The organism is Lutibacter sp. B1, assembly GCF_012524075.1.
In the GTDB taxonomy this organism is placed as follows: Bacteria; Bacteroidota; Bacteroidia; order Flavobacteriales; family Flavobacteriaceae; genus Lutibacter.
Genome location: NZ_JAAZUI010000009.1, coordinates 1 through 21,706, shown reverse-complemented (window position 1 = coordinate 21,706; position 21,706 = coordinate 1). Strand labels below are relative to the sequence as shown.

Here is a 21,706-nt window from a genome sequence, read left to right as displayed (position 1 = left end):
CAAAAATACATTTATAATTTAATAAAAAAAGGTCAAATTATATAACTTGACCTTTTAAATGTACTTAAAATACTATGTTATTTACCTCCAAATAATCCACCTAATAAACCACCAAGTCCACCTTTCTTTTTGCTTCCGGTAGCCATTCCAATTAAATCGTCAATCATACTGCCATCACCATCAGCATCCAAAAGTTTAGAAACTAAACTTTGTTCAGTTTGAGCGCCACTACCTAGTAAACCACCAAGCAAATCTCCAATACCATTACTGTCAGTTACATTTTGTTGTCGGGTTTCTTTTCCTAAATATCCCATTACTAAAGGTGCAGCTACTTTTAATATTTGCATAGCAGAATTTAAATCAAGCCCACTTTTTTTACTTACAGCTTGAGCAACATTTTGTTCTTTTCCACCAAAAACATGGCTTAAAATTCCGGCTCCATCTTGTAATACGTCATCATCAATATTACTACCTCCTAAAATGCTTCCTAGGTTGTCTAAAATATTACCACTATGTTTATCGTTTCCTAATGCGCCTAATAATCCTGCTGCACCTTCTGGTGTACTAGCATTATTTTTCATAGCGCCTAAAATAAAAGGTAATGCAGTGCTTAATGCATTTGCTGTTTTTCCTTTATCTTGTCCTAATTGTTTGCTAGTTCCATTGATAAGCGTTTTACCAAGGTCACTGTTTAAAAGATCTAAAATTCCTGCCATTTTTTTATTTTTTTAAGTTGATTGCCTAATTTAGACAAAAAATTAATTAATTCTGTTATTTTAAGACACAAAATAGTTTAAAGAGTCACTATTTAAAATATAAATTCTTTTTTATCGTTTTGATAATATTCTGAATTTTAAAATCGTATAATTATTAAAATTTTAACTTATGAAAAAACTCGTTTTAACATTAAGCATTTTTTTTAGTTTTATAGGTATGGTAAAATCTCAAGATATTTCAGATCATGCTTTAGGGATAAGAGTTGGTGATAATGATGGTTTTGGAGCAGAAATTTCTTATCAACGTGCTTTAAAAGAAAATACAAGATTAGAAGTAGATTTAGGTTTTAGAGATCATGATGATTCTGAGGCATTTAAATTAACAGCACTACATCAATGGGTTTGGGTTATTGATAATAGGTTTAACTGGTATGCCGGTTTTGGTGCCGGAGTAGGCTCGTGGAGTTGGGATAATGATTTTCTGGGAAATGATGATGATGATGGTTTCTTTTTAAATGTTGATGGAGTTGTTGGTGTTGAATATGATTTTGAAATACCTTTATTGATTTCATTAGATTTTAGACCTGAATTTAATATTACAGGAGATTATGGAGATGACACTGATTTTGATATTGCTCTTTCAATAAGGTATCAATTTTAAATTAATTTATATTTTTTATTCAAAAAAGCACCTTTTGGTGCTTTTTTGTTTATGATAAACAGTAATTATAGTACTATTTTTTTATCTTTCCCTAAAATTTTAATCTTATACATGAAAAAAATAGCATTACACTGGCAAATATTATTAGGAATGGTTTTAGGGGTGTTGGCAGGTTTATTAATGACACAATTTAGCGGAGGTAGAGAAATTGTTCAAAATTGGATAAAACCTTTTGGAACAATATTTATAAATTCATTAAAATTAATTGCTGTTCCGTTAATTTTAGCTTCACTTATAAAAGGTGTTTCCGATTTGAAAGATATTTCTAAACTATCAAAAATGGGAGGTAGAACCATAGGAATTTACATTATGACTACCGTAATTGCTGTTTCAATAGGGTTAGCGCTAGTTAATATTATAAAACCCGGAAATTCAATTTCAGAAAATACCCGCCAAGAGTTAGTTCAAAATTATAGTAGTGATGCTGAAAAATATAAGGAAGAAGCGGCTAAGCAAAAAGAAAGCGGACCTTTACAAGCTTTGGTTGATATTGTTCCAGATAATATTTTTGGAGCGGCAACTGAAAATAAAAATATGCTTCAAATTATATTTTTTGCAATGTTTTTTGGCATAGGATTGATTTTAATTCCTGATGATAAATCAAAACCGGTTAAAGATTTTTTTGATGGTTTTAATGAAGTTATTTTAAAAATGATTGATTTAATAATGTTAGCAGCACCGTATGGTGTTTTTGCATTATTGGCTGCTTTAGTAGTTGAATCGCCTAGTGTTGATTTATTTAAAGCATTAGTTTGGTACACGTTTACAGTAGTTTTAGGACTGCTTCTTATGATAGTATTTTATAATTTTATTGTTATGATTTTCACTAAGAAGAGTCCTGCAGAATTTTTTAAAGGAATTTCACCGGCACAATTATTGGCTTTTTCTACCAGTAGTAGCGCAGCAACTTTACCGGTAACTATGGAAAGAGTTACAGAACACTTAGGTGTTGATGAAGAAGTGAGCAGTTTTGTTTTGCCAATAGGCGCTACAATTAACATGGATGGCACCAGTTTGTATCAAGCAGTAGCTGCTGTATTTATAGCACAAGCTTTTGGAATGGACTTATCACTATCAGTTCAATTAGGAATAATTGTAACAGCAACATTAGCAAGTATAGGTTCTGCAGCTGTACCTGGAGCTGGTATGGTAATGTTGGTAATTGTTTTAGGGCAAGCAGGTATTCCTGAAGCTGGATTAGCATTGATTTTTGCTATTGACAGACCATTAGATATGTGTAGAACCACTGTAAATGTTACGGGAGATGCAACAGTATCAATGTTAGTGGCAAAATCTATTGATAAATTACACCAACCAAAAGTTAAAGATTGGAATGATAATTACCCTAAAAAATAATAATAGACTTTAATATGAAAAGGATTTTAAAATGAATCTAAAAATCTATTTTGTAATTCTTGAGTAGGTATCATACAATTATCTTTTTTCCCAAACCATTTATAACGATTTTTAGCTACGTAATCGTAAATTGAATCTCTAATAAATAAAGGTATTAGAATAAAACTATAAAGCAATTTAAATCCACCGTTTAAATATGTTGAAATTTTTAATACAGCGGTAGATTTTTCATAAATAACACCATCTTCAATTAAAATTATTGAATCTATTTTAATTTTTTTTGAAGTGAATTGTAACAAAAGCTCCTTTGCAACGTCTGATTGAAGAGAAGCAAATAAAAAATGTTCATTTTTATCGTGTTTAATAATAAAGTTAACTGATGAATTGCAGAGATTACAAACACCGTCAAATAGAATAATTGATTTGTTTTTTAATTTGTTCACTAGGCAAAGTTACATATTTAAGGCTTATTCGTCTTTTAACATAATATTAATAACTAGTCTCGGTTGCAATTTATATTTTCGTTTAAAACAATAACCAAATGATTAAGATTGAAAAATTACACAAATCTTACCCTATAGGAAAAGATTCTCTACATGTACTAAAAGGGTTGGATTTACATATTAAAGAAGGTGAATTTGTATCAATTATGGGTTCATCAGGATCGGGAAAATCCACACTTTTAAACATAGTTGGCTTGTTAGATGTGCATGATGAAGGATATTATTATTTAAATGGGCAATTAATCGAAAATTTAGACGAAAAAAAAGCAGCAATTCTTAGAAATAAATTCTTAGGTTTTATATTTCAATCATTTAACTTAATTACATATAAAAATGCCTTAGAAAATGTTGCACTTCCGTTGTATTACCAAGGTATGGGAAGAAAGGAACGTCAAAAAATAGCATTGCAGTATTTAGATAAAGTAGGGTTAAAAGATAGAGCTGATCATTTACCCAGTGAACTTTCAGGAGGAGAAAAACAACGTGTAGCAGTAGCACGTGCCTTAGTTACTAATCCAAAAGTAATATTAGCAGATGAACCAACCGGAGCGTTAGATTCGATAACATCACATTCAGTAATGGAATTGTTAAAAGAAATTAATAGGGAAGGAATGACTGTTTTTGTAATTACTCACGAAGAAGATATTGCAGAAGAAACTGATAGAATTGTTCGTTTGAAAGATGGTGTTATAATAAGCGATGAAAAAACTAACAATAAAAATAATATTAAAGTTAGTGTATAATTATGTTTGATTTAGATCGTTGGCAGGAAATTTTCCAGACAATAAGTAAAAACAAATTAAGAACAGCATTGTCTGGTTTCACTATAGCATTTGCTATATTATTATTTACGCTTCTATTTGGAATTGGGAATGGTTTAAAACATACATTTGAAAAAAACTTTGCAGGAGATTCAGAAAACTCTGTATACATAAATTCAGGAAGAACAACTAAGCCATATAAAGGTTTACAAAGTGGTAGGCAAATTCAATTTAGAAATGATGATTCTAAGTTTTTAAATGAAAAATTTGAAAATGAAATTCAATTTTTTAGCCCATCTATACAACGATTTAATGTGCAGGCAACTTATAAAGGAGAACAAAATAGATATACTATAAGGGGAGTTTATCCAGATTACCAGCCGTTAGAATCAGCAGTTATTCAAGAAGGAAGATTTTTAAGCTATTTAGATATTGAAAGACGATCGAAAGTAGTTGCAATTGGTAGAATGGTTGAGAAGGATTTGTTTGGAGGATATAGTGCTCTTGGTAAAAACATTAATTTAGAAGGAATTTCATATAAAGTAATTGGAGTATTTAACGATCCGGGTGGTGATAACGATGAGCGTTTTATATATGCTCCTTTTTCAACAATTCAAGGTGTTTATAAAGAAAACGATGAGGTTGATATGTTTGGCCTTACGTACAATTCAAAATTAAGTGCTGATCAGGCGCTTGCATTTTCAAATCTATTAACGATAATGTTAAAAGAAAAACATAAAGTAGACCCAAGAGATCAAAGTGCTATAAGAGTATATAATTATGCTGAAGGAACAAAAAATGTTCAACAATTTATGATGGTACTTAATGTTATTATTCTTTTTATTGGTATTGGAACTTTAGTTGCAGGTATTATAGGCATAAGTAATATTATGGTATATATAGTAAAAGAACGAACTAAAGAAATGGGAATTAGAAAAGCATTAGGAGCAACCCCAAAATCAATAATTAGTATGATTATGTTAGAATCTGTTTTTATTACAGCCATTGCCGGTTACTCAGGTTTATTGATTGGAGTTTTTGCTTTAAAAGCTATTGGCAACGGTTTAGAAGAATATTGGATTGTTAACCCAAGTGTTGAGACATATGTAGTTATAGGCGCAACTATAGTACTTATAATTGCGGGTACAATAGCAGGATATATACCCGCTAAAAGAGCAGCTGAAATAAAACCAATAGAAGCATTAAACGACGAATAATTATGAAATTTTTATTTGATAACGATACCTGGCAAGAAATATTTGAGAGTGTGCGTAAAAATAAAATGCGTACAATTATTACCATTATTGGTGTAATGTGGGGTATTTTTTTATTAGTTGTTTTACTAGGTGCTGCTAAAGGAGTTGAAAATAAATTTAATAATTTATTTGGAAACTTTGCAACTAACAGTGTATTTGTTTGGGCACAATCTACAAGTAAACCCTTTAAAGGATTTCAAGAAGGAAAATCTTTAACTTTAAAGATATCTGATGTTGATAATATTAGAAAAGAAATTAAAGGATTAGAATTTGTTGTACCACGTTATAGAACGCAAGCTTTAGTAGTAAATAATTTTAAAACCGGTAATTTTGGAATTTTTGGAGATTATCCAGAATTGGATAAGGTTGAAAAAAAGGAGTTAGTGTACGGACGGTTTATAAATGACAATGATATAAATGAAAATAAAAAGGTTTGTGTAATTGAAGAAGAAATTTACAAACAACTTTTTGATAAAGATGAATATCCTATTGGGCAGTATATTAAGATTAACAATATAAATTATAACGTTATTGGAATGTATAAACGAAGTAATGTAGGGGGCGGAGGTCCACAAGGAAATATACACATACCTTTTACCACATTTCAACAAGTTTATAATATGGGTGATAGAGTGGGTTGGATGATGATAACTGGTAAGCCGGAATATAATATTTCTCAAATTGAAGCCGATGTTAAATTACTTTTAAGAAACTTACATAAAGTACACCCGGAAGATGAAAGAGCATTTGGAAGTTTTAATTTAGGAGAAGCTTTTGCAAAATTTATGGGTTTTTTAACAGGAATGCAATTTTTAACTTGGTTTGTAGGTATTGCAACATTAATAGCAGGTGTATTTGCAATTGGAAATATTTTATTAATTACAGTAAAAGAGCGAACTAAAGAAATAGGTATACGTCGTGCATTAGGAGCTAAACCTTGGGAGGTAAAACGACAAATTATTCTAGAGTCTGTATTTTTAACAAGTGTAGCAGGGGCGTTAGGAATAATATCAGGCGGATTTATATTAATGATAATTGACACTACAATTGGGCAAGGAGAAGATTCAGTTTTAACAAACCCTACTGTTGATATCCCCGTAATTTTAATAGCAGCTGTAACATTAGTTGTTTTGGGAACTTTAATAGGTTTAATTCCAGCACAAACAGCTGTAAGTATAAAACCAATAGAAGCATTAAGAGAAGAATAAAAGATAATAAAAAGAACAATAAAACGAAAATTAATCAACTAATGAAGAAAAAAATAATTTTTGGATCAATAGGAGTAGCGCTTATAGCTGTTTTAGCTTGGTTTGGAGCAAAAAACAGTAAATCTCCTATCCAATACGAAACAGAAAAACCTTTTAAAACGAATATTGTAAAAAAAACAGTTGCTACAGGAAAAGTTGTTCCTTTAGAAGAGGTAGAAATAAAACCTAAAGTTTCAGGTATTATTGAAAAAGTATATGTTGAAGAAGGAGCCAAAGTTGAAGTTGGTGATTTAATTGCTACAATTAGAGTTGTTCCTAATGAACAATCATTAAATAGTGCTAAAGGAAATGTAAAAACAGCTCAATTACGTTATGAAAATACAAAAACACTTTATGAACGTAATAAAGGATTGTTTGAAAAAGGAGTAATTTCTCGTCAAGAGTTTGAAACAGCAGAATTGAATTATAATAGTGCTTTACAAGATTTAAGAGTATCAAAAGATAATTTGCAAATTATTCAAAAAGGTTCTGCAGCAGGTATGGGTAATACAGCAAATACCTATGTGAAAGCTGAAATTTCCGGTACAATTTTAGAAATTCCGGTGCGTAAAGGACATCAAGTAATTGAAAGTAATACTTTTAATGCAGGTACAACAATTGCTACAATTGCAGATATGACTAAAATGATTTTTGAAGGTAAAGTTGATGAAGCTGAGGTTGGGAAAATCAAAAATGGTACAGTTTTAGAAGTTTCACTTGGAGCTATTGAAAAGAAAAAATATCCTGCTAAATTGAATTTTATAGCACCAAAAGGAACTGAAGAAAATGGTGCAGTTCAATTTAAAATTAAAGGAGATGTTACTTTAGATGATGAATTTTTTATACGTGCTGGTTATAGCGCTAATGCTGATATTGTTTTAGATAAAAAAGATAGTGTGTTATCAATAAAAGAGGCTTTACTTCAGTTTGATAAAAAAACAGAAACACCCTATGTGGAGGTTAAAACCGGAGATCAAGCATTTGAGAGAAAAGATGTTGAACTTGGAATTTCTGATGGAATTAATGTTGAGGTTTTATCGGGTATTACAATGGATGATGAAATAAAAATTTGGAATAAAACATCTAAAAAAGAAGAAAAAGAAGAAGAATAAAATATAATTCATTTAATCGATGATTTTTGAGCGTTTTAATTTAAATTAAAACGCTTTTTTTGTACCTTTATAATATACTTTTTATATGTTAAATATCTTCTTAAACAATTTCTTTATGATTTTTATCAGAAAATAAATAAAATAAAAGTATGAACTTTATAATAAATATATACCTAATCTTAAAAGCAAATATAATATGGAAAGTCAGTTAGTATTCTTAAGTGATCTAAACTTTAATTTAGATGTTTGGAAAAGAGAATTGAAATTTCAAGAAACTGAAATGGATTATTTTGAAGAAAAGCTAGAACATGTTGCTATGCGTAATCTTGGAAGTGAAGTTATGATTCAATTAGAAGGTTTCCAAAATAAAATTATTAGAGAACGTGAAGTTATGGGTCATTTAAGACATAGGATTAGAATGAAAAAACGTGAATTAGCACAGGCAAAATTTGAAAATCAACCTGAAACTATTTTTCAAGAAAAACAGATTTTATTAAAAGATGAAATGAAAACATTTATTAAAATGCATTATGACTTAAAAGAAGATATGATGGACTTCTTTTTAAAATATTTATAGTAAAAAAGCCGCTTTTTAGCGGCTTTTTCTATTGAAATTGTTTAGTTATTTTTTCAGCTTTTTTACTTTCAGAGTAATCATAAAATCCTTCACCGGATTTTATTCCTAATTTACCTGCTTGTACCATATTTACAAGCAATGGGCAAGGAGCGTATTTGGGGTTTTTAAATCCGTCGTACATTACATTTAAAATAGATAGGCAAACATCAAGTCCAATAAAATCGGCTAACTGTAATGGTCCCATTGGGTGAGCCATCCCTAATTTCATAACTGTATCAATTTCATAAACACCGGCAACACCATTATACAAAGTTTCAATGGCTTCGTTAAGCATTGGCATTAAAATTCGATTTGCAACAAAACCCGGATAGTCATTTACTTCAACAGGAACTTTTTGTAAATTTTCAGAAAGTGCCATAATTGTTTTAGTAACTTCATTAGAAGTATTATAACCTCTAATAATTTCAACTAATTTCATTATTGGTACAGGATTCATAAAATGCATTCCAATCACTTTGTCAGGTCTGTTAGTAACAGCAGCAATTTTTGTAATTGAAATGGACGATGTATTTGAAGCTAAAATAGTATTGAGAGAAGTCACTTCATCCAATTGTTTAAATATTTTAAGCTTTATATCCACATTTTCAGTAGCAGCCTCAATTACTAAATCAACATTTTTAACTCCATCTGTAATTGAAGTAAAAGTTGATAAATTTTGTAATGTTTGAGTTTTAATTTCACCAGTAATATGTTCTTTAGCCACTAAACGATCTAAGTTACTTGTAATGGTAGCTAAACCTTTATCTAAAGCTTCTTGAGAGATATCAATTAAATTAACGTTGTAATTATTTTGAGCAAATACATGAGCAATACCATTTCCCATAGTTCCGGCTCCAATTACGGCTATATTTTTCATAAGTTATGTTTGTGTAGTTAGTTTTCCTTTTAAATATGTTACAGCTTGTCCGCTCATTTCAATCCTGTCATTTAAAAATTTACATTTCAAATAACCGCTTCTTTTAGAGAGTTGAACAGCTTCAAGTTTGTTTTTGTTTAATTTTTTAGCCCAATATGGTATTAAAAGTGTATGTGCCGAACCTGTTACAGGATCTTCGTTAATTCCAATTTTTGGTGCAAAAAAACGAGATACAAAATCTACTTCATTTCCTTGTGAAGTAACAATAATTCCCGGAAATTCTAAGCTGCTTAATAGACTGAAATTTGGTGCTAAATTTTTAATAACTTCTTCATTTTCAAGTTCAACTAAGCATTTCCATTTTCCTTTATACGTTTTTAATATAGGAACATTTAAGCTTTGTTTTAGTATTAAAGGAGTTTCAATTTCTTCTATTTCTTCTGAAGGGAAATTAAGTGTGTACCAATTATCATTTTTGGTAACAGTTAAAACGCCACTTTTTGAGTTGAAATTTAGTTGAGATTTGTTAAAACCCATTTCAGAAAAAAGAATATGAGCAGCAGCTAAAGTTGCATGTCCGCACAAATCAATTTCACATGATGGCGTAAACCACCTAATATCAAATAAATCGTTATTTTTCACAAAGAAAACAGTTTCAGATAAATTATTTTCTTCAGCAATTTTTTGCATCAGATTATCTGAAATCCATTCATTTAAAGGACAAACAGCAGCGGGGTTTCCTTTAAAAACCTCATTTGTAAAAGCATCTACTTGATAAATGGTCATTTTAGAAGTCGTTAATTATCATGTGAGCCACACGCAAAGCATCGGTGCCTTGTTCAATAGTAACAATTGGTATTGTATTGTTGTTAATAGCGTCAGCAAATGTTTCCAGTTCATCTAAAATAGCATTATTTGCTTCTATTTTAGGGTTTTCAAAATAAATTTGCTTTTTCACACCTTCAGCATTTTGTAAAATCATATCATAATCGCCCGGATTTTCGGGTGCGTCTTTCATTTTAACAACTTCAGTAGCTTTTTCAAAGAAATCTACAGCAATATATGCATCTCTTTGGAAAAAGCGAGATTTACGCATATTTTTTAATGAAATTCTACTGGCAGTTAAGTTTGCAACGCAACCATTTTCAAATTCGATTCTGGCATTGGCAATATCCGGAGTTTCACTAATTACAGAAACACCGCTTGCGCTAACATGTTTAACTTTAGATTTTACAATACTTAAAATTACATCAATATCGTGTATCATTAAATCTAAAACCACAGGTACATCAGTTCCTCGTGGATTGAATTCTGCCAATCTGTGAGATTCTATAAACATAGGGTTGTTAATAGAACTTTTAACCGCTGTAAATGCAGGATTAAAACGCTCTACATGACCTACTTGTCCTTTTACATTGTGTTTTTTTATAAGCTCAATAATTTTTTCGGCTTCCTCTATTGTTTTTGTAATAGGTTTTTCAATAAAAATATGTTTACCTTTTTCAATGGCTTCTTTAGCACAATCAAAATGAGATAGAGTAGGTGTTACAATATCAACCACATCAACAGCGTTGATTAATTCTTCAATTGAATCAAATGCCTTGTAACCAAATTCTTTTTCAACTTTAATTGCATTTTCCTTTATAGGATCATAAAAACCTATTAATTTATATTTATCAGACTGATTTAATAATTTTAAATGAATTTTCCCAAGATGACCTGCACCTAAAACTCCAGCTTTTAGCATAATAAGAATGTTTATTTTTATATAAACAAAAATAACAATCTTTAGGCATTTATTCCTATTTTTATCCTCTCAAATTTGAATTTTTAGTGAAAGATACACACAAACATCAAGGCCTTAGAAACCAGCTGGTAAAAACAATAATACAAAAAGGAATAACTGATAAAAACGTGCTGGATGCAATAGCAAAAGTACCTCGTCATTTATTTATGGATTCAGGGTTTGTTGATTTTGCATATCAAGATAAAGCTTTTCCTATAGCTGCAGAGCAAACTATTTCTCAACCTTATACCGTTGCTTTTCAATCGGAATTATTAAAAGCTAAATCAGGTGATAAAATTTTAGAAATTGGTACAGGTTCAGGGTATCAAGCTGCTGTTTTAATTGAGATGGGAGTTAAAGTTTATACTATTGAGCGTCAGCAGGAGTTATTTAAAAAAACAAAGTTGTTTTTGCCTAAAATTGGTTATAAACCTAAAAAAATGATTTTTGGAGATGGTTATTTAGGGTTACCTGAAGATGCTCCTTTTGATGGTATAATTGTTACTGCAGGTGCGCCTTATGTTCCAAAACCTTTATTATCACAATTAAAAATAGGAGGAAGGTTGGTTATACCTGTAGGTGATGATATTCAAATAATGACCTTATTTATTAGAACTGGAGAAAAGGATTTTGAAAAGCACGAACTAGGTGAATTCAGGTTCGTGCCATTATTGAAGAAAAAGAATTAATTTTTCACTCTGTAAATTTGTGCCAATATTGTGTTCTGCCAATTAAAGCAAAACCAATATATCCACGTACTTTTAATTTATCATTACCTTCTAAAGTAACATAGCATTTATATTCTTTGCCTGTTTTCGGGTCAAGTATTTTTGCTCCATTCCATTCGTCTCCATCTTTTTTTAAGCCATCAATAATAACCATACCTTTTATAGGTTTGTTTTTATTTTCGCCTTTACAATTATCGCAAACTTTGTCTTCTTTACCTTTTTCAAGTAATTGAACTACTTTAGCATACGCTTTTCCGTTTACTTGGTAAATTTCTACAATTGATTTTTCGTTTCCTGTTTCATCATCAATAGTTTTCCATTTTCCAAAAATAGATTGGGCATTAGCCATAAAAATTCCTGAAATAATAAAAGCTAAAGCTAAAAGGATATTTTTTTTCATAAAATTAAATTTTAAATTATTACTAAGGGTTTTTTAAAAATAGTTGGCGTCAAATTGCGAGTTCCATTTGCCTTGAACTTTTAAAACTTGTTCAATAACATCTCTAACACACCCTTTACCACCTTTTTTTTGTGAAATATACAAAGAAATATTTTGAATTTCGGGTACTGCATCATTTGGGCAACTTGGTAAAGCAACTTTTTGCATTACAGGATAATCCGGAATATCATCACCCATATAAAGTACATTTTCTGGCTTAATATTGTAGATATCTGTATATTCTTCAAATTGTTCAATTTTATTATGTGCTCCTAAATAAATATCGGTTATTCCTAGATCTTTTAATCGTGTTCTTACACCTTCATTAAAACCACCGGATATTATACAAATATTAAAACCTGCTTTTATGGCTGTTTTAAGAGCATAACCATCTTTCACATTCATATTTCTGGTTAGTTCTCCATTAGTAGTAACATGTACTGTTCCGTCAGTTAAAACTCCGTCTACATCAAATATAAATGTAGTAATTTGGGGCATAATTTCTTTATAACTTTTACTCATAAGTTTTAGATATAGATTTTGTAAGCAATGTATAAATTTCTTGTTGGTTTTTAGGTAACATTGCTATATGTTTTTGAATTGTTTTTGTATCATTTCTTTTTGCAGGGCCGGTTTGAGCTTCAAAAGGAGTTAGCTCAACTATTTTACTTGCGGTTTCTTGAATTAATGGATGCAATATTTCAAAGGGTACTTTATTTTCTTTACAAATCTCATAACCGATATGATATAAATGATTTACAAAATTATTTACAAAAACCGCGCCAACATGTATGCCTTTGCGTTGTTCAGAATTTATATGATATATATTTTTTGAAATTGATTTAGCTAAAGTCTTTAATAATTTTAAATCTTTATCAGTTTCGGCCTCAATACATATAGGAATTGTGTTAAAATCAATTTTTTTCTCTTTCGAAAATGTTTGTAATAAATAAAAAACACCCTTTCTTGATTTTGATTGAAGTTCATTCATAGCAACACTACCCGAAGTATGAACAACTAATTTGTTTTGCAAATTTAAACTTGAAGAAAGCTTTGAAATAGCATCATCAGAAACTGAAATTATATAAATATCAGCTTCTTTAAGTTCTGATAAATTATTGGTAATTAGAGTTTTATTTTTTAAATACTGAATTTTATCTAAACTTCTATTAAAAACCTGAATAAGTTCAATATGTTTGTTTTTTAGCAAACAAGATGTTAAGTGATAGGCAACATTACCTCCGCCAATAATTACAACTTTTATCATAGTACGAAGATAATTTTAATTGGTTATAAAAAAAATTCCATCTTTTAAAAAAAAGATGGAATTTTTAAACTACTAACTAATAAAAATAAAAATTATGCTTGTTTTTTTATTGCTGCTTGAGCTGATGCTATTCGAGCAATTGGCACTCTATAAGGAGAGCAACTTACATAATTCATTCCAGTTCTATAACAGAATTCTACAGAACTTGGTTCACCACCATGTTCTCCACAAATACCTACTTTTAAATTAGGTTTAGAGCTTCTACCTTTTAGCGTTCCCATTTGAACTAATTGTCCAACACCTTCTTGATCTAAAACTTCAAATGGATCATTTTTTAAAATACCTTTTTCTATATAAATAGGTAAAAATTTACCAGCATCATCACGAGAATAACCAAACGCCATTTGAGTTAAATCATTAGTTCCAAATGAGAAGAAATCGGCTTTTTTAGCAATTAAATCGGCTGTTAAAGCAGCGCGAGGAATTTCTATCATTGTTCCAACTAAATATTCAATGGAGTCATTTCTTTCTTCAAAAACTTTATTTGCGGTTGCTCTAATAATCGCTTCTTGACTTTCAAATTCAGCAATAGTACCAATTAATGGAACCATTATTTCAGGTTTAGCTTCAATTCCTTTTTCTTTCAAATTTAAGGCAGCTTCAATAATAGCTCTAGCTTGCATTTCGGTAATTTCAGGATATGTAATTCCTAATCTACATCCCCTATGACCTAACATTGGGTTAAATTCTTCTAATTCAGCAACTTTACTTTTTACTGCTTCAACCGAAATATGCATTTCTTCAGCCAAATCTTTTTGTTGTGCTAATTGATGAGGAACAAATTCGTGTAATGGTGGATCAAGTAAACGAACAGTAACAGGAAGTCCTTCCATTGCTTCAAAAATACCTTCAAAATCTTCACGTTGCATTGGAAGTAATTTGTTTAATGCTTGTTTTCTACCTTTTACAGTGTCAGCTAAAATCATTTCACGCATTGCTTTGATACGATCTACTTCAAAGAACATATGCTCAGTTCTTGTTAAACCGATACCTTGAGCACCAAAACTACGTGCTACTTTAGCATCTTTAGGAGAATCGGCATTTGTTCTAACTTTCATAGTAGCAAATTTGTCTGATAATTTCATAATTTCAGCAAATTCACCGCTTAATTCAGGTTCAGCAGTTGCAACTTTACCTTCAATAATATTTCCTGTAGAACCATTTAACGAAATCCAATCACCTTCATGATATTCTTTACCATCTACAGTTAATGTTCTGTTTTTATAATCAATTTTTAAAGCACCTGCACCAGACACACAACATTTTCCCATACCACGAGCAACAACGGCAGCGTGAGATGTCATACCTCCACGAGCAGTTAAAATACCTTTTGCAACATTCATTCCTTCTAAATCTTCAGGAGAAGTTTCGATACGAGTCAAAATACTGTTTTTATATTTGTTAGCTTCATCAGCAAAGAAAACAATTTGACCTGTAGCTGCACCTGGAGAAGCAGGTAAACCTTGAGCTATTACGTGAGCCTTTTTTAACGCTTTAGTATCAAAAACAGGATGTAGTAACTCATCTAATTTATTAGGTTCAATACGTAATAAAGCTTCTTTATCATTAATCAAACCTTCATTTAACATATCTATTGCAATTTTTACCATTGCAGCACCTGTGCGTTTTCCATTTCTGGTTTGAAGCATCCAAAGTTTACCATCTTGAATTGTAAACTCCATATCCTGCATATCTTTATAATGCTTTTCTAATTTTTGTTGGTAGCTGTTTAATTCTTCATAAATAGAAGGCATTAATTCTTCTAAAGAAGGATAATTTTCAGCTCTTTCAGCTTCATCAACTTTTGCTAGTTCTGCCCAGCGTAATGAACCTAACTTTGTAATTTGTTGAGGAGTTCTTGTACCGGCAACAACATCTTCACCTTGTGCATTGATTAAATATTCACCGTTAAAAACGTTTTCTCCTGTACCTGCATCACGTGTAAAGCAAACTCCTGTACCGGAATTTTCACCCATGTTACCATAAACCATTGCTTGTACATTAACGGCAGTTCCCCAATCTGATGGGTATCCATGCATGTTTCTGTAATAAACAGCTCTATCGCCATTCCAACTATTGAATACAGCTACAACTGCACCCCAAAGTTGATCCCAAGGATTTGTAGGAAAATCGTGACCTGTACGTTTTTTTACAGCATCTTTAAAATCGTGAACTAAGTCTTTTAAATCTTGAACAGTAAATTCTGTATCTAAATGAATACCTCTTTTTTCTTTTAGGCTTTCCATAATTTCTTCAAAAGGATCAATATCTTCTTTTGATTCAGGTTTCATACCAAGAACAACGTCTCCGTACATTTGAATGAAACGGCGGTATGAATCCCATGCAAAACGCTCGTTATTTGATTTTTTAGCTATTCCTAAAACAGCATCATCATTCAAACCTAAGTTTAAAACGGTATCCATCATACCCGGCATAGAAACTCTTGCACCGGAGCGAACAGAAACCAATAATGGGTTTTCTTTGTCTCCAAATTTTGCACCCATAATGTTTTCGATGTTTTCAATTGCTTTTTCAACATCTTGTTGAATCATGTTTACTACAGCTTCTTGACCTAATTGGTTGTATTCTGTACAAACTTCTGTAGTTATAGTAAATCCTGGAGGAACCGGAATTCCAATTAAGCTCATTTCAGCTAAATTAGCTCCTTTACCACCTAAAAGGTTTTTCATGGAACTATTTCCATCTGCGGTTTTGTTTCCAAATTTGTATACTCTTGTTTTGACATCTTGTAACGTCTCCATCTTTTATTGTAATTTATGTTATAATTTAAGTTCTAATTAGTACACAAATTTAAAGAGTGGAGGTATATATTATTATGATTTATGTCATACAATTTTGTCTAAAAATTAAAATGTAATGTTTGTTACATTATTAAATTGTTAAATGATACTAATTTGAGAGTATGCTAACTAAAAATATGGATATTTTAAGAATTTTAAAATTTTGAATTAAGAAGATCTCCTGTGAGTTGCAGTAATTTTAGTTCGGCATTTTTAGCATCATATTTTGCCTGATTAAGGTTAGATTTTGCATTTAATAAATTTACTTGTGCTTGCCTGAATTCTATAGATGTAACTTGCCCTAGTTTAAATTGTTCTTCCGTTCTGGTAAAATTATGTTTATTGGTCTCAACATTTTTTTCTTCTGATTGTAATATAAATAGTGCATTGTTATATATTTCTAATGCATTGGTTACATTGCGTTCCAATTCATTTATAATTTGAGTTTTTTGAATGGATAAATTATCGGCATAAATTTTAGTATTTTGTATGCGTGTTTTTGTACTGCCTCCATCAAAAATATTCCAGTTTAAGCTTATTCCGGCGTTTATACCTTTTGAAATTTGTTCGGCATAGTTAAAAGTATGGTCATTATCAGTTTTATTCCACGCATAAGAACTATTTAAACTTAGTTTTGGATATAGGTCGGATTTATTTATTTTGATATCTAAATTACTTATTTCAACACTTTTGTTTATTTTTTGCATTTCAATATTGTGTTGTTTGGCTTTTTCAAGCAATTCATCTAAATCGAATATATTATTGAATAAAACATTGGTTTCTACATTAAAATCAGTAGTAACATTTCTACCTAAAAGTAAATTTAAATCGCGTTTGGCATTTGCTAATAATTGTTTAGAGTTGATGTATCTAATACTGTCGTTATTTATATCAACTTCAGCATTTAGAACTTGAAGTTTTGTGTTTTGACCATATTCAAAAGCATATTTTGCACGTGTTAAACGTTGTTTTGAAATATTTAAGGATTCTAAAATATTTTGATTGTTTTCGGTTAAACGAGCTACTTCATAATAAATAGTGAAAATTTGCAATAAAGAATTCTCTATTACTGTTTGCGCTTCTAATTCAGATAAATTATAGGTTTCTTTTAGTTTTTGATAATTGTAAGATCTGCCAAATCCATCAAATAAAGTATAATTTAAACCAATTGAAGCATTGTAGTTTTTTGATTCTGCTCCATTAATTTCAGATTTTTCATCATTTTGTAAAGTAAAATCAGAATCGGTATTGCTGTAGTTTCCTCCTGCGTTTGCATTTATTGAAGGGAGATAATCACTATTATAAATACTTGCATTATTTTTAGCCGTTTTAACATTATTATTAGCTATTTTAATACCATAATTTTGTTCTAAAGCAATACTTACTGCTTTTTCTTTTGTAAGTTTTTCTTGAGCAAAACTTATTGAAAAACAACTTAAAAACAGTAAGGTTAATTTATTAATGCGAATCATTCTCTATACTTTTTAATTCTATAATTACTCTTTCAACCTCTTCTTTAGTTACTTTTTTACCTGTAAACAACCATTTAAAAAATACTTTTATTGAATTAGTAACCGATAATAATAGAGGTAACATCACCAACGTTAAAACAGTAGCAATCATCATTCCGTAGGAAATTGATATAGCCATGGGCTTTAAAAATTGCGCTTGTCTGCTTTTTTCCAATAGCAAAGGTGCTAAGCCTGCTATAGTTGTAATTGAAGTTAATAAAATAGCTCTAAATCTTGAAATACCGGCTTGTACAAGTGCTTCATCATATTTCATTCCTTGTTTTAAATACACATTAAATTTTTCAATTAGTACTAATCCGTCATTAACCATAATACCAACTAATGCAATAATACCTAACCACGATAACATATTTATTGGAAAATCGTGAAACCAATGCCCCCATACCACACCAATTAAACTGAAAGGAATTAACATTATAAGTAATATTGGTTGTTCGTAAGATCTGAATGTAAAGGCAATAACTATATAAATGAGTGCTAAAACTATAAACCCTACTTTTTTAACAGATTTCATTGTTTTTTGTGCTTCTCTGTTTTGTCCTTCATAGGCTGCACTAACAGTAGGATATTTAGATGAAATTTCGGGCATAATAGTAGTTTTAACATCATCTAAAATATCAGTAACACTTTCTTTAGGATCCTTTAAATCGGCAGTAACTTGTATTTCTCGTTTACTGCTTAAATGATTAATAACTACATCACCACGTTCAATTTTGTAAGTTGCTATTTCAGAAAAAGGAACTCTATTATTTGTAGGAGTAGTTATCCACATATCATCTAAATTTTTTATGGATGATCTGTCTTCCTTTTTATAGCGAACCCACACTTTTATTTCATCTTGTCCACGTTGAAAACGTTGCGTTTGTAAACCAAAAAAACCCGAACGTACTTGGCTCATAACAGATTGCAAGTTTAAGCCCAGTAAATAAGCGTTATCTTTTAGTTTGATTTGTACTTCTTTTATACCGGCAGGATCATTATCTGAAATATCTTTTAGTAAAGGGTTTTTGCTTAAAATTTCTTTGAGTTCAACTTTAGCAGCTTTTAATTCGTTAATATTATTACTTAACAATGAAATTGCTACAGGGTTACCTCCAAAATTACCTCCTGAACCAAAAGTTAAGCTTTCTACACCATGTACTTTTCCAACTTTTTCACGAATTGAGTTTGTAATTTCCGGCGAAGAAAAATCACGAGATTCACCGGGTAATAAATTTATTGTTAAACTGGCATTTGCAGAACCGGGTCCAATTCGTTTAATTATATTTTCAACTACCGGTAAGTTTCCGGTTTGTTTTTTGGTGTATTCTTCATTTATTTCCCAAGCTACTTTTTCTATTTCTGAAATAATTGAATCGGTAATCATTTCATTAGTTCCTTGTAGCATTTTTAAATCAACAGAAACTCTGTCACTTGCAATTGAAGGGAAAATGGAAGTTCTAACAACTCCACCTCCAATACCACCAATACTAAAAATAAGTAGTGATATTGGAATTGCAAATCCTAAAGCTTTATGTTTTAAAAAGAATTTTAAATAGGGCGCATACCAGTTGTCTCTTATATAAAATAAAATTTGTTCTGCTTTATCATTTATTTTGAAGAAAAAGGTATTTATTTTATTCCTTTTTTTATCTTTTTTCTCCAATGCTTTTGAGTGAGCTATATGTGCAGGTAAAATAATTAATGCTTCAACTAATGACACCAGTAAAGTTAAAATTACAACGGTAGAAACTTCACTAAAAAAGGTTCCCATTCTACCATCTAAAAAGAAAAATGTAGAAAAGGCGAGTATGGTAGTTAGAATAGCCGAAACAATAGGAGGAATTACTTCTAAAGTTCCGTCAATAGCTGCTTGAATGGGTGATTTCCCTTTTTCGTAATGGTGGTATATATTTTCACCAATTACAATTCCGTCATCAACTAAAATACCAATTACTATAATCATACCAAATAGTGAAAGTACATTTGTTGTAAGCCCCAGATTTGAAGCAAAAATGAACATGCCAAGAAATGAGATAGGAAGACCAAACGCTACCCAAAATGCCAATCGAACATTTAGAAAAAGTGCTAAGAAAAACAAGACTAAAAGCACACCCATTACAGCATTTTTAATCAATAATTCAGTTCGTTGTTTTAAGGGTATTGAAGAATCACTTGAAACATTGATCTGTATATTTTTATGTTGTTGATTGAATGTTTTTATATAATCTTTAATTTTTTCGGCAGAAGAAAGCAAATCTTCACTATTGGTATTACTTACCGTTATGTTTATTGATTTTTGACCGTTAAAATACAATCTGTCCGGATTTTCTGACCATGTATCTGAAACATCAGCTATATCACTTAATCGTATAATATTTCCTGAAGAATTCGCTCTAACAACCAAGTTTAATAATTCATTTCCATAGTAATTTCTATTTCGAGCTCTAATTAAATAGTCTTCATCATCTGTTTTAATATTTCCTCCTGAAATTAATAAGTTCGATCTGCTAACAGCATTGGCAACTTCATTAAAAGATAAATTATAGGCGAGTAAATCATTTTCGCGTACAGCAATTTCAATTTCTTGATCTGGAAATCCGGAAAGACTAACTTGCGAAATTCCGTCAATATTTCTTAAGTCGTTTTCAACATTTCGGGCATACTGTTTTAAAGTTGCTAACGGAATATTTTCTCCACTTACAATAAAACTAATAGTTGAACGTATATTTTCAATTTTTGAAATTATTGGAGGCTCCATTCCGGAAGGGAAGGAGGGAACTCTATCTACTGCATTTTTAACATCAGCTAAAACAACATCAATATTTTTACCTTTTATAATTTCAATATTAATGGTTGCCGAATTTTCTCTGGAAACCGACGTAACTCTGTCAATACCAATAATACCTTTTAAATTATCTTCAATTTTTAAAACAACACCTTCTTCCATTTCTTGTGGAGAAGCTCCCGGGTAAGTTAGATTTACTGATATGTTTTGAGAATCTACTAATGGGAAAAAGGAAGACTTCATTGAGAGTGCGCCAACCAAACCAAATACAATAAAAGCAATAATAAAAATATTAACTGCTACAGGAAACTTAATAAAATAAGTGATTATTTTTTTCATACTTATTTTATTTATTAAAGACTTTAACTAACATTCCAATATGAGCTCCGGGTACTGGTTTTGCTAAAATTTGAGTGCCATTGGTTAAACCTTTTACTACAACGGTGTTTTGGTTTTCAAAAACAGGATTTACTTCAACTAAATCTAAAATAGTATCGTTAACAATGTAAAGTTTAGAATTATCTACTAGTAAGTTTCTTGAAATTTCAAAAGCATTTTCTTCATTTTTAGCTTGCAGTAATATTTCTAAGTATTGGCCTTCTTTTAGATCTTTTCCATTAACTTCAATAAAAGCCTTTACAGTTTGAGTTTGGGAGTCTACTTTGCCATTTATTCTAACTACTTTACCGATCCACGAGTTTGTTTTTTCCAAATTTGTTAATTTCACATGCTTACCAACTTCTAATAAATCTCTATATTCAGATTTTACTGAAACTCCAATTTCATATATGGAAGGATTAATATATTCTCCTAGTTTTTGACCTTGTCTTATTAATGTTCCCGGATTAACCAATGCCTCGATTAAAATACCGTTAAACGGAGCTCTTAAAGTATACTTGTTAAGTTTTACTTCTAAGTTTTTAACATTGTAATATGAAGTTAAGATACCTCTTCCGGAAATAAAGAATTTTTCTTTATCAGAATTAGTTTCAGGCAGTTTTGGAGTTGCTTTATTAATATTAAAATTTTCTAAATAACGTGAGTTCGATATAACTAAAAAGATAAATAAAGTTGCTTAGTATCCACAAAATTATTTTTAAGAGAAGGTTTTTTGTCTTTAAAATTATAAGCTATTAATGCAGTAAAGATGTTATTGAAATA

The 21,706-nt window shown here is 30.3% G+C and carries 20 protein-coding genes; 8 read left to right on the top strand and 12 right to left on the bottom strand.

Going from position 1 to position 21,706, the window contains the following annotated elements; translation table 11 throughout:
* Positions 1 to 77: 77 nt before the first annotated feature.
* Positions 78 to 716 carry a DUF937 domain-containing protein gene (locus HGB55_RS06860; RefSeq protein WP_168815950.1) on the bottom strand — a complete coding sequence of 213 codons (639 nt, stop codon included), beginning with the start codon at positions 714 to 716 and terminating at the stop codon, positions 78 to 80.
* Positions 717 to 885: 169 nt separating this feature from the next.
* On the opposite strand from HGB55_RS06860, the gene HGB55_RS06855 reads away from it, so the two are divergent.
* Together HGB55_RS06855 and HGB55_RS06850 are read left to right on the top strand one after the other, a co-directional pair.
* Positions 886 to 1,377, top strand: a complete 492-nt coding sequence (locus tag HGB55_RS06855; protein WP_168815948.1) for a hypothetical protein — start codon at positions 886 to 888, stop codon at positions 1,375 to 1,377.
* Between the two features lie 111 nt (positions 1,378 to 1,488).
* Positions 1,489 to 2,793: a dicarboxylate/amino acid:cation symporter gene (locus HGB55_RS06850; RefSeq protein ID WP_168815946.1), complete on the top strand. Its 1,305-nt coding sequence runs from the start codon at positions 1,489 to 1,491 to the stop codon at positions 2,791 to 2,793.
* Between the two features lie 26 nt (positions 2,794 to 2,819).
* On the opposite strand, the gene HGB55_RS06845 is transcribed toward HGB55_RS06850, so the two are convergent.
* Complete coding sequence (locus HGB55_RS06845) at positions 2,820 to 3,236, bottom strand: thiol-disulfide oxidoreductase DCC family protein (RefSeq protein ID WP_168815944.1); 417 nt, start codon at positions 3,234 to 3,236, stop codon at positions 2,820 to 2,822.
* A gap of 98 nt (positions 3,237 to 3,334) precedes the next feature.
* Here HGB55_RS06845 and HGB55_RS06840 point away from each other — a divergent pair, with 98 nt between their 5' ends.
* The 5 genes from HGB55_RS06840 to HGB55_RS06820 all read left to right on the top strand — a co-directional run bounded on the left by HGB55_RS06840 (position 3,335) and on the right by HGB55_RS06820 (position 8,249).
* A complete protein-coding gene (locus HGB55_RS06840) occupies positions 3,335 to 4,039 on the top strand; it encodes an ABC transporter ATP-binding protein (RefSeq protein ID WP_168815942.1) in 705 nt (234 codons plus the stop codon).
* A 2-nt stretch (positions 4,040 to 4,041) separates the two neighbouring features.
* Positions 4,042 to 5,274: an ABC transporter permease gene (locus HGB55_RS06835; RefSeq protein WP_168815940.1), complete on the top strand. Its 1,233-nt coding sequence runs from the start codon at positions 4,042 to 4,044 to the stop codon at positions 5,272 to 5,274.
* Between the two features lie 2 nt (positions 5,275 to 5,276).
* Positions 5,277 to 6,521 (top strand): ABC transporter permease, encoded by a 1,245-nt coding sequence (locus HGB55_RS06830; RefSeq protein ID WP_168815938.1) that lies wholly within the window; start codon positions 5,277 to 5,279, stop codon positions 6,519 to 6,521.
* 41 nt (positions 6,522 to 6,562) lie between these two features.
* A complete protein-coding gene (locus tag HGB55_RS06825; protein WP_168815936.1) occupies positions 6,563 to 7,672 on the top strand; it encodes an efflux RND transporter periplasmic adaptor subunit in 1,110 nt (369 codons plus the stop codon).
* Between the two features lie 196 nt (positions 7,673 to 7,868).
* Positions 7,869 to 8,249 (top strand): hypothetical protein, encoded by a 381-nt coding sequence (locus tag HGB55_RS06820; protein WP_168815934.1) that lies wholly within the window; start codon positions 7,869 to 7,871, stop codon positions 8,247 to 8,249.
* Between the two features lie 28 nt (positions 8,250 to 8,277).
* Here HGB55_RS06820 and HGB55_RS06815 read toward each other — a convergent pair whose 3' ends face one another.
* The 3 genes from HGB55_RS06815 to HGB55_RS06805 are packed head-to-tail and all read right to left on the bottom strand — an operon-like array spanning position 8,278 to position 10,912.
* Complete coding sequence (locus HGB55_RS06815; protein ID WP_168815931.1) at positions 8,278 to 9,165, bottom strand: 3-hydroxybutyryl-CoA dehydrogenase; 888 nt, start codon at positions 9,163 to 9,165, stop codon at positions 8,278 to 8,280.
* Between the two features lie 3 nt (positions 9,166 to 9,168).
* Positions 9,169 to 9,951, bottom strand: coding sequence for a PhzF family phenazine biosynthesis protein (locus HGB55_RS06810; protein WP_168815929.1), 783 nt, complete (start codon positions 9,949 to 9,951; stop codon positions 9,169 to 9,171).
* Between the two features lies 1 nt (position 9,952).
* Positions 9,953 to 10,912, bottom strand: a complete 960-nt coding sequence (locus HGB55_RS06805; RefSeq protein WP_168815927.1) for a Gfo/Idh/MocA family protein — start codon at positions 10,910 to 10,912, stop codon at positions 9,953 to 9,955.
* An 86-nt stretch (positions 10,913 to 10,998) separates the two neighbouring features.
* Between HGB55_RS06805 and HGB55_RS06800 the strand changes: the two genes are divergently transcribed.
* The gene (locus HGB55_RS06800) at positions 10,999 to 11,640 is read left to right on the top strand and encodes a protein-L-isoaspartate(D-aspartate) O-methyltransferase (protein ID WP_168815925.1); all 642 of its coding nucleotides are present in this window, start codon (positions 10,999 to 11,001) and stop codon (positions 11,638 to 11,640) included.
* A gap of 4 nt (positions 11,641 to 11,644) precedes the next feature.
* On the opposite strand, the gene HGB55_RS06795 is transcribed toward HGB55_RS06800, so the two are convergent.
* From HGB55_RS06795 to HGB55_RS06765, 7 genes are all read right to left on the bottom strand, one after another.
* Positions 11,645 to 12,079: a DUF2147 domain-containing protein gene (locus HGB55_RS06795; protein WP_168815923.1), complete on the bottom strand. Its 435-nt coding sequence runs from the start codon at positions 12,077 to 12,079 to the stop codon at positions 11,645 to 11,647.
* Between the two features lie 33 nt (positions 12,080 to 12,112).
* A complete protein-coding gene (locus tag HGB55_RS06790; RefSeq protein WP_168815920.1) occupies positions 12,113 to 12,640 on the bottom strand; it encodes an HAD family hydrolase in 528 nt (175 codons plus the stop codon).
* Positions 12,633 to 13,385: a Rossmann-like and DUF2520 domain-containing protein gene (locus tag HGB55_RS06785; RefSeq protein WP_168815918.1), complete on the bottom strand. Its 753-nt coding sequence runs from the start codon at positions 13,383 to 13,385 to the stop codon at positions 12,633 to 12,635. The genes HGB55_RS06790 and HGB55_RS06785 overlap by 8 nt, the downstream gene beginning before the upstream one ends.
* A 92-nt stretch (positions 13,386 to 13,477) precedes the next feature.
* Positions 13,478 to 16,207 carry a pyruvate, phosphate dikinase gene (gene ppdK, locus HGB55_RS06780; RefSeq protein WP_168815916.1) on the bottom strand — a complete coding sequence of 910 codons (2,730 nt, stop codon included), beginning with the start codon at positions 16,205 to 16,207 and terminating at the stop codon, positions 13,478 to 13,480.
* A gap of 194 nt (positions 16,208 to 16,401) precedes the next feature.
* A complete protein-coding gene (locus tag HGB55_RS06775; RefSeq protein ID WP_168815914.1) occupies positions 16,402 to 17,718 on the bottom strand; it encodes a TolC family protein in 1,317 nt (438 codons plus the stop codon).
* A complete protein-coding gene (locus HGB55_RS06770) occupies positions 17,705 to 20,884 on the bottom strand; it encodes an efflux RND transporter permease subunit (RefSeq protein ID WP_168815912.1) in 3,180 nt (1,059 codons plus the stop codon). Before HGB55_RS06770 ends, HGB55_RS06775 begins: the two co-directional genes overlap by 14 nt.
* Before the next feature lie 7 nt (positions 20,885 to 20,891).
* Positions 20,892 to 21,491, bottom strand: a complete 600-nt coding sequence (locus HGB55_RS06765) for an efflux RND transporter periplasmic adaptor subunit (RefSeq protein ID WP_371807808.1) — start codon at positions 21,489 to 21,491, stop codon at positions 20,892 to 20,894.
* Positions 21,492 to 21,706 lie beyond the last annotated feature (215 nt).

Coding starts and splice junctions, on each gene's coding strand:
- HGB55_RS06775 (WP_168815914.1), bottom strand. CDS start 17,718: ATGATTCGCATTAATAAATTAACCTTACTGTTTTTAAGTTGTTTTTCA.
- HGB55_RS06795 (WP_168815923.1), bottom strand. CDS start 12,079: ATGAAAAAAAATATCCTTTTAGCTTTAGCTTTTATTATTTCAGGAATT.
- HGB55_RS06830 (WP_168815938.1), top strand. CDS start 5,277: ATGAAATTTTTATTTGATAACGATACCTGGCAAGAAATATTTGAGAGT.
- HGB55_RS06820 (WP_168815934.1), top strand. CDS start 7,869: ATGGAAAGTCAGTTAGTATTCTTAAGTGATCTAAACTTTAATTTAGAT.
- HGB55_RS06805 (WP_168815927.1), bottom strand. CDS start 10,912: ATGCTAAAAGCTGGAGTTTTAGGTGCAGGTCATCTTGGGAAAATTCAT.
- ppdK (WP_168815916.1), bottom strand. CDS start 16,207: ATGGAGACGTTACAAGATGTCAAAACAAGAGTATACAAATTTGGAAAC.
- HGB55_RS06860 (WP_168815950.1), bottom strand. CDS start 716: ATGGCAGGAATTTTAGATCTTTTAAACAGTGACCTTGGTAAAACGCTT.
- HGB55_RS06815 (WP_168815931.1), bottom strand. CDS start 9,165: ATGAAAAATATAGCCGTAATTGGAGCCGGAACTATGGGAAATGGTATT.
- HGB55_RS06770 (WP_168815912.1), bottom strand. CDS start 20,884: ATGAAAAAAATAATCACTTATTTTATTAAGTTTCCTGTAGCAGTTAAT.
- HGB55_RS06810 (WP_168815929.1), bottom strand. CDS start 9,951: ATGACCATTTATCAAGTAGATGCTTTTACAAATGAGGTTTTTAAAGGA.
- HGB55_RS06835 (WP_168815940.1), top strand. CDS start 4,042: ATGTTTGATTTAGATCGTTGGCAGGAAATTTTCCAGACAATAAGTAAA.
- HGB55_RS06825 (WP_168815936.1), top strand. CDS start 6,563: ATGAAGAAAAAAATAATTTTTGGATCAATAGGAGTAGCGCTTATAGCT.
- HGB55_RS06840 (WP_168815942.1), top strand. CDS start 3,335: ATGATTAAGATTGAAAAATTACACAAATCTTACCCTATAGGAAAAGAT.
- HGB55_RS06850 (WP_168815946.1), top strand. CDS start 1,489: ATGAAAAAAATAGCATTACACTGGCAAATATTATTAGGAATGGTTTTA.
- HGB55_RS06785 (WP_168815918.1), bottom strand. CDS start 13,385: ATGATAAAAGTTGTAATTATTGGCGGAGGTAATGTTGCCTATCACTTA.
- HGB55_RS06790 (WP_168815920.1), bottom strand. CDS start 12,640: ATGAGTAAAAGTTATAAAGAAATTATGCCCCAAATTACTACATTTATA.
- HGB55_RS06855 (WP_168815948.1), top strand. CDS start 886: ATGAAAAAACTCGTTTTAACATTAAGCATTTTTTTTAGTTTTATAGGT.